This window comes from Arthrobacter glacialis (assembly GCF_002909445.1).
Lineage (GTDB): Bacteria > Actinomycetota > Actinomycetes > Actinomycetales > Micrococcaceae > Specibacter > Specibacter glacialis.
The window spans coordinates 56,295-64,378 of the sequence record NZ_PPXC01000020.1 but is presented as its reverse complement, the minus strand read 5'-3'; the positions used below and the strand labels follow the sequence as shown (position 1 = coordinate 64,378).

General features: G+C 60.6%; 8 protein-coding genes. 5 read left to right on the top strand and 3 right to left on the bottom strand.

Annotated features, from left to right (window positions below):
- From CVS27_RS18645 to CVS27_RS21685, 4 genes are all read left to right on the top strand, one after another.
- A partial coding sequence (locus tag CVS27_RS18645; protein WP_207767571.1) for a site-specific integrase occupies positions 1-1,221 on the top strand: 1,221 nt, incomplete at its 5' end.
- Positions 1,222-1,507: 286 nt separating this feature from the next.
- Positions 1,508-1,939 (top strand): hypothetical protein, encoded by a 432-nt coding sequence (locus CVS27_RS18640; RefSeq protein WP_243400273.1) that lies wholly within the window; start codon positions 1,508-1,510, stop codon positions 1,937-1,939.
- Positions 1,940-1,982: 43 nt separating this feature from the next.
- Complete coding sequence (locus CVS27_RS18635; protein WP_103467357.1) at positions 1,983-2,549, top strand: RNA 2'-phosphotransferase; 567 nt, start codon at positions 1,983-1,985, stop codon at positions 2,547-2,549.
- 201 nt (positions 2,550-2,750) lie between these two features.
- Positions 2,751-3,104 (top strand): Imm8 family immunity protein, encoded by a 354-nt coding sequence (locus tag CVS27_RS21685; RefSeq protein ID WP_103467347.1) that lies wholly within the window; start codon positions 2,751-2,753, stop codon positions 3,102-3,104.
- Positions 3,105-3,234: 130 nt separating this feature from the next.
- Here CVS27_RS21685 and CVS27_RS18625 read toward each other — a convergent pair whose 3' ends face one another.
- From CVS27_RS18625 to CVS27_RS18615, 3 genes are all read right to left on the bottom strand, one after another.
- Positions 3,235-3,957: an alpha/beta fold hydrolase gene (locus CVS27_RS18625; protein ID WP_243399906.1), complete on the bottom strand. Its 723-nt coding sequence runs from the start codon at positions 3,955-3,957 to the stop codon at positions 3,235-3,237.
- Positions 3,958-4,082: 125 nt separating this feature from the next.
- Positions 4,083-6,473 carry an ATP-binding cassette domain-containing protein gene (locus tag CVS27_RS18620; protein ID WP_103467345.1) on the bottom strand — a complete coding sequence of 797 codons (2,391 nt, stop codon included), beginning with the start codon at positions 6,471-6,473 and terminating at the stop codon, positions 4,083-4,085.
- Between the two features lie 108 nt (positions 6,474-6,581).
- Positions 6,582-7,124, bottom strand: coding sequence for a GNAT family N-acetyltransferase (locus CVS27_RS18615; protein WP_103467344.1), 543 nt, complete (start codon positions 7,122-7,124; stop codon positions 6,582-6,584).
- A gap of 262 nt (positions 7,125-7,386) precedes the next feature.
- Here CVS27_RS18615 and CVS27_RS18610 point away from each other — a divergent pair, with 262 nt between their 5' ends.
- Positions 7,387-8,040, top strand: a complete 654-nt coding sequence (locus CVS27_RS18610; RefSeq protein WP_103467343.1) for a peptide deformylase — start codon at positions 7,387-7,389, stop codon at positions 8,038-8,040.
- Positions 8,041-8,084 lie beyond the last annotated feature (44 nt).

The following is an 8,084-nucleotide window of genomic DNA, read 5'->3' as shown; positions in this document are numbered from 1 at the left end:
GGAGCTGAGGAAGAACTCCACAGTGGCGGCCGCTGCTGGACCTGCGTCCTTAGCTCCGTCGTGGATGACCTCCTCACAAACCCGGTCACGGGAACCATGGCCGCGGAACTGATCCCGTTGGCGGCGGCGCTGAAGTCAATGAAGCGGGCCAACAGTGGCCTGACCTGGATCCGCCAACGGCACGTCAGCGAGTTCCTCCGCAACCTGGCCGTCGCACCAGAGATCACTCACGAGGCCTTCGACGAACTACCAGACTCACGCACCCGCGAGTATGTGCGTGGACTCCTTGCCGAACTTGGGGCGCTCCCCCGACGCGACGAACTCCGCAAGCGCTATGACCGCTGGGCCGTGGAAGCCCGCGAACGTGTGAAGAGCCCTCAGAATGTTGAAGTGATCCGCCGCTACATCCGCTGGCACCACCAACGACGGATGAACCACATGGACGAAGTCACCCGCGGCACCTTCCTCCGCGCCAAACAAGAAGTCACAGTCGCCATCGACCTCCTGAACTGGCTCACAGACCACAGCATCAAACTGTCCGAACTCCAGCAATCCCACCTCGACGTATGGCAAGCCGAGGGGCCAACGACCAGACGCATCGCCGAGCGCTTCCTCAAATGGGCCATCAAAACCAAAGTGGCCCCTTCTGGACTCACCATAGTTCCGCACCGGCGCGGCACCAGTCCAAGACTCGCCATAACGGGCCAGGACGAAGCCCTCAAGCAGGTCATCCACGAAGACGGACTCGAGACACGTGACAGGGCCGCCGCGATCCTCATCCTCGTCTTCGGGCAACAGGCTGAGAACATCGCACGGCTAACCTGGAACGACGTGACCATCACTGAAGAACTGGTCACCATCCAACTCGGGACAATCCACATCGCACTGCCGGATCCATTGGCCCAGCCATGGCGCGAACTCGTCGAGAGCCCAGGGCATGACCTGACCGCTTCACACCCAAACAGCGCCTGGGTATTCCGAGGAATCTCCCCTGGCCAACACATCAACCCCGGATACCTCACAACCCGCCTCAGTAAGTTGTTCAAAACCCGGGCAGCTCGACTCGGAACCCTCCACGAACTCACCAAGCTCGCCCCCGTGGCCATCATTGCCGAGGCCTTGGGCTACTCCCCTGTAACCATCGAACGCCATGCTACCGATTCGGCAGCCGCTTACGCGCAGTACGTGGCTGAAGTAGAAGCTGTCAGGCGAAACCCCTGAAAGCATCTTCACCTTCGGACATGTCATCGGAGTTTTCCGAGTCCATGTTGGGGCACCGCAGAAAACGGAGAAACTCGTCCGCTAAATACGAATTGGGCTAGGTAGCCACTGGACGACAGCTGGCCAACGGAAGGCACCCAGAGTCCGTCCATATCGGCAACCTTTGCTGGGACTGCTTGTTTTTGAAGCGTCAACGTGCGGGGTTACTGCGTGGTGCGCGAGACGAGTACGGAACCCACTTGAACCTTCAGCGACGTTGTCGGAATGAGAGCGGATACCATTTGGCATGGGATTTTTTCGAAAGAAGGTGGCAGCGACGTCGCCGGTGCCTGCCCCGCCGGTGACCTCGTCGACCGATGATGCCGGCCAAACGGAGGGGCTGCTGCTCACCCCGGAGGAGTTGCCGCCGGGATTCACTTACCCGCGCAGTCTTCTCCGACTCGTGGAGGCTGGACTATTCGAACTGGAACTCTGGTGGATCCCGACCGGCGATCGCCTCCGTGAGCTCAACAGCGGGATGGCCAAGCGCTATCCCAAACGCCATCTGCTGCTCTTTGCCAAGCGCCAGGACAACGACGACTGCGTCTGCTTCGACTTGGACACCGGAAAAGTGGCACGCGTGCACGACTGGGCATCACCCGGGTGGGAAGCACGCGGCGAATTCCCAGACTTCGACAGCTGGCTACACTCTGCAATTGACGATTTGATTGAGTTCTAAATGACAGTAACTCCCACTGCACTGCCGAGATTCGGTGCTTGGCATGATTGATCGGACTAAGCTAAGCAAGATAGTCTCCTTGGCCTTGCGGCATGAACCGTGGCTATTCGAACTGGAACTTGATGACCGCGGCTGGACTTCTACGGAAAGCCTGCTCACCGCACTTCGGGCCGAATCACCGGGCTGGGCCGAATTGAGCCGCGATGATCTCGCAAGGATGATAGCCACCGCCGCGAAGCCTCGCCATGAAATGCAGGGCCACAAAATACGGGCCCTCTACGGCCACAGCACGCCCGACGTCATCGCAATGGTGCAGTCCGTCCCGCCCGAAGAACTATTCCACGGGACATCGCCGGCAAGCACCCACACAATCCTGGCCGAAGGTCTCCGACCCATGGGCCGGCAATACGTGCATCTATCCAAGGACACCCACACGGCAGACTTGGTCGGAAGCCGAAAGGCACCAAACCCGGTAATCCTCAGCATCGATGCCAAAGCAGCCAATCTTGCTGGACTTCCCTTCTATCGTGGAAGCGACATCGTCTGGCTCGCCAACCAGATACCGGCTGAATTCATCGATATTCTCCCGACGTCATCGAACAAAACATGATCTCTGAAGCCGAAATTGGCCAACCTAATCCTGTTTCAGTTGGGAACGCTTTGCGGACGCGGACTAACTTGTAGAGTTACAGCACCACCCTGGAAGCCGCAACTAGGTATTCTCCGGGCTAGTTTCGAAAGCTAGGTTGAAGGACAGACTATGCGCAGGGCCAATCGGCAATGTGCACTTGGGTAATACGGGGACGGACTGATGAGAGCTGCAATTCGTTGGCTTGGAAGCCTCGATATCAAAGACTTGGACTCTTGGCGGCCCATAGAAGAGAGCTGGTCAGTGGGCATTAGGCTCTTGGCTGGACCTTCAGGAGAGCCTGGGGAGGAGTCCTTCGATTTTACGGTGTGCAGTACGGCCTGGATTGACGAGCTGGTTGCCCGTGACGGTATTTGGAATGGACGGCATCATCTCATTGCGGATGGTTTCAATTGGCAACGCATTCGTTCGTATATTTTTGGCCGTGTGGAGGCCTGCCAAGGGCCGACGTGGAACGACGTTGCAGAGCAATTGAGCAGATTAGGCTACTGGGAATTTGAGGACTATCAACGATAGGCACTAGATCCACAAGTCGACTACGGGGCGGCAGGGCTGGAGCGCTTAGGCCCAGGTGCTACTCCCCGCTCATGAACACCCGCGCATGCCAGTTTGGAAAGGGTTGAGTTTAGGGGACTAGCGGCACCTTTCAGGCCGTATTGAGGAACCTCGTCAGGATGCGGATCCAGCCTTCTAACTGGTCCAGATGGGCGTCGTGGCTGGCGTTGGCTAAGTCAGCACGCAGAGTCCCGGGACGCCGGCTGACGAACTCCTGCTTGTGCGCCTCGGTGAACATCCCGCCGTCGGCGTACACCACAAGCGTTCTGGCGCGCACTGAAACCCATTCATCCCAACGTGGTCGCATCACGTGGCGGATGCAGGATTCCATGATGTCGGCATCAAACCGTGGCCAGAGCCCGTCGTTCCGCCGTTCCAGGGATTTCACCCAGGCTGCCGCAATGGGCGAATCCCCCAGAAATGCCAACGCCTCGGCATCGTCCGTAAAGTGAACGGGCCAACTGGCAAAGAACTCACCCAGCCCAACGGCGTCGTCCAGCGTTCCGGAACCGGCGTCACTCTCAAGCAACACCAGCGAATCGATGAGATCCGGCCGCGCCGCCGCCACCAACATGGCCGTGTGAGCTCCCATGGATTGCCCCACAAGATGAACTGGCGAATCGTGGCTGACGTGAGCAATGAGTGCAACAACGTCCTGCACAAAGGAATCCCTGGAAACGTCCGCCGGGCGTCGCGTGCTGCGCCCATGGCCCCGCTGGTCCAGCGCCACCACGCGATACTGCTGCGCCAAGGCGGCCATGGTGGGCGCAAACTCACCCGACTCCCCCGCCAATCCGTGCAGAATTACCACCACTGGACCAGCGCCACAAGCCACAAATGCCAGCTCAGTCCCATCCCGGGTGATCGAAGACCACTGAGAAGTGGGATCTTCTGAGGGCAACTCCCCCGAATTATTCGAATTAATGTTCTAACAATTCGCTAGGCGCCAACATAGGCTGCCAGGTGCTGGCCCGTCAGCGTCGCCCGCGATGCCACCAGCTCGGCCGGCGTGCCCTCAAAGACAATGCTTCCACCGTCGTGGCCTGCGCCGGGGCCAATGTCGATAATCCAGTCCGCGTGTGCCATGACGGCCTGGTGGTGCTCAATCACGATGACTGACTTGCCGGAATCCACAAGCCTGTCCAACAGCCCCAGGAGCTTTTCGACGTCGGCCAGGTGCAGGCCGGTGGTGGGCTCGTCCAGGACGTAGACGCCGCCCTTCTCCCCCAGGTGCGTGGCCAATTTGATGCGCTGGCGCTCACCGCCGGAGAGGGTGGTCAGCGGCTGGCCCAGCTTGAGGTAACCAAGTCCGACGTCGGCCAGCCGGGACAGGATCTTGTGCGCGGCCAGCAACTTCGCTTCGCCGTCGCGGAAGAATTCCTCGGCCGCGTCCATCGACATTCCCAGCACTTCGCTAATGTTCTTCCCGCCCAGGTGATACTCCAGGACGGCGGCCTGGAAACGTCGACCCTCGCACTCCTCGCAAACGGTGGAGACGCCGGCCATCATGCCCAGGTCCGTGTAGATGACGCCCGCGCCGTTGCACGTGGGGCAGGCGCCCTCGGAGTTGGCGCTGAACAATGCAGGCTTGACACCGTTGGCCTTGGCAAAGGCCTTGCGGATGGGTTCAAGCATGCCCGTATACGTGGCGGGGTTGCTGCGGCGGGAGCCACGGATGGCGCCCTGGTCCACGGTCACCACGCCCTCGCGGCCGGACACGGAACCGTGGATCAGAGAGCTCTTGCCCGAACCGGCCACACCGGTGACCACTGTGAGCATGCCCAGCGGGATGTTCACGTCGACGTTCTTGAGGTTGTTCTCGTTGGCGCCCCGGACTTCCATCGCCCCGGTTGACTTGCGGAACGAATCCTTCAGCGACACCTTGTCGTCCAGGTGCTTGCCGGTCAGGGTGCCACTGGCGCGCAGCCCCTCGATGCTGCCCTGATACACCACTTCACCGCCGTCGGATCCGGCGCGCGGCCCCAGATCAATGACATGGTCGGCGATGGCAATGGCTTCCGGCTTGTGTTCCACCACCAGCACAGTGTTGCCCTTGTCGCGAAGCTGGAGCAGGAGCGTGTTCATGCGGGCAATGTCATGCGGGTGCAGGCCAATGGTGGGCTCATCGAACACATAGGTGATGTCTGTCAGGGACGAGCCCAGGTGGCGAATCATTTTGGTGCGTTGTGACTCACCACCGGACAGTGTTCCGGAGGGCCGGTCCAGCGATAGGTAGCCCAGTCCGATGTCCACGAAGGAGTCAAGGGTCTCCCCCAGCGCCTCCAACAGCGGAGCTACGGAGGGCTCCTCCAGCGATCGCACCCACGCGGCGAGGTCGCTGATCTGCATGGCACACGCGTCGGCGATGCTGACGCCGTTGATCGTGGAGTTGCGGGCATGCTCGGCCAAGCGGGTGCCGGCGCACTCGGGGCAGGTAGTGAAGACCACGGCGCGCTCCACGAAGGCGCGGATGTGCGGCTGCATGGCGTCCACATCCTTGGCCAGCATGGACTTCTGCATCTTGGGGATGATGCCCTCGTAGGTCAAGTTGATGCCCTCAACCTTGACTTTGGTGGGCTCCCTGTACAACAGGTCGTGGAGTTCCTTCTTGGTGTACTTGCCAAGCGGCTTGTCCATGTCGAAGAAGCCGGTACCGCCGAAGATGCGCCCGTACCAGCCGTCCATGCTGTATCCGGGGACGCTAAGCGCCCCCTCGGAAAGGGACTTCCCGGCGTCGAAAAGGGCTTCCAGATTGAAGTCCTTGACGTTGCCCGTGCCTTCACAGCGCGGGCACATTCCGCCGGTCACGGAGAAGCTGCGGCGTTCCTTGACCTTCTCCCCTCCCCTTTCAATGGTGATGGCGCCTGCACCACTGACCGAGGCCACGTTGAAGGAATAAGCCTGTGGGGATCCGATGTGTGGCTGGGCCAGGCGGCTGAATACAATGCGAAGCATAGCGTTGGCGTCCGTAACGGTGCCAACGGTTGAGCGCGGGTTGGCACCCATCCGCTCCTGGTCCACCAAAATGGCGGTGGTAAGACCCTCCAGCACATCCACATCGGGCCGGGCCAGTGTTGGCATGAAGCCCTGCACAAAGGCACTGTAGGTCTCGTTGATCATGCGCTGGGACTCTGCCGCAATGGTGCCAAAGACCAATGAACTCTTGCCCGAGCCGGAGACGCCAGTGAACACCGTCAAGCGGCGCTTGGGGATCTCTACGCTGATGTCCTTGAGGTTGTTCACGCGCGCGCCTCGCACCCGGATCAGGTCATGGGAGTCGGCAGCATGCAACTGGGAGGTTTGTGCGTCGACATTACTGCTGATGCTCATGGCGTCTCTTTTCTGTCAGCGGGAGGCTTGCGGCCTGGGCCGGCGGACCAACTGCCGCTGCTTACTTTAGTGACCGAGGCAGCAGCCGCGCATCGGCCGTTGATACTACTAGTTGCTGGAGCCGGGACTGGCTATGGTGAACAGCTCGCAGGTGGCGTTGTAGTACGAATCAGTGGGGCCCTGGTGAGCCATGCCAAGGCGGCGGCACACCGTTTGGGAAGCCTCGTTGGCGGGATTTGTCACAGCCACCACCTGGCTCAGTCCGCTGCTGAAAGCATGCTCCAAAACAGCAGCGGCAGCTTCACCTGCGTAGCCATTGCCCCAATGGTCTGGATGGAAATGCCAGCCGATTTCGACGTCGTCGGAAGGCTCCAGGGGCTCCTCCCCCGAGGCGGGAATGGGCTTGAGCAACAGTGTTCCCACCACCAGTCCGTCCGACGAGCGGGCAACAGCCCAAATGCCATGGACGGGATGGTCAATGCTTTGGAAGCGGGCAACTCTTTCCTCGGCCTCAGCCCGGCTCACCATGACCGCTGGATCCGAACCAATAAAGCGCTGCACTACCCAGCGTGAGTACAAGTCGTAGACGAAATCAACGTCGGTTTCTTGCCAGGCTCGCAGCGTCAGTCGCTCTGTGGTGATGTTCTTCATTCAACTATTGTGCACTGTTGGCGGCCCCCTTGCAGCCTGCCTCCCTGCGAACACGCTATGAATTTCACTGTCGACGCCCCGAGGCAACACAGCCCGGGTGACCATCCGCAGTCAATGCTTGACACAATGGGAGACAACACATTCTCGTGAAGGGGTATGCGCATGAAAATTGTTTTGGAAGTTGACCTGGAGGCCGGCACCGCCGAGACCATCATGGATAGCAGATATGCGGCCGTAGGGTCCTGGCGCATTGAGGACCAGCATGCTTGAGCCCGGCTCCAGCAGTCCACTGTTCGACGACGCTTACCTCCAGCAGGCTGTGGCTGCCGTCCTCGACGCCGGAGAGCTTCCTGCGATTGTCCAGGCAGGCCACCCCGTGCTGCGCGCTGCCGCACTGCCCTTCACGGGACAACTCGACGATGCGCAGTTGCGTGACCTCGTTGAGCTCATGACCGCAACCATGCGTGCAGCCCCGGGTGTTGGCCTGGCCGCCCCTCAGATCGGCATCCCCCTGCAACTGGCAGTGCTCGAGGACCAATACCCCGTCACGCCGGAAAACGCTGCAGCCCGCAGCCGAGAGCCCCTGGAACTTTTCGCCATCCTCAACCCGCACTACACTGCAGTTGGCTCCGAGGTGGCCTCACACTATGAGGGATGCCTGTCCATGTCCGGCTGGCAGGCAGTGGTGGACAGGCCCGCAGCGGTGGAACTCTCCTATCAGGACCAAAACGGGACGGCACACACCCGCCAGTTCACGGGGTGGCAAGCCAGGATTGTCCAGCACGAGACAGACCACCTTTCTGGAACCCTCTATATAGACAAGGCACACACACGCTCGCTGGCCAGTAACGAGCAGTACAGCGCCCACTGGGCCAACCCGGACATTGCTGCGGCCCAGGCCGGGCTAAATTTCTAGGGCCCCAGCATTTCTAGGACCCCTGCTGCCGGGGGTCCAGTTTC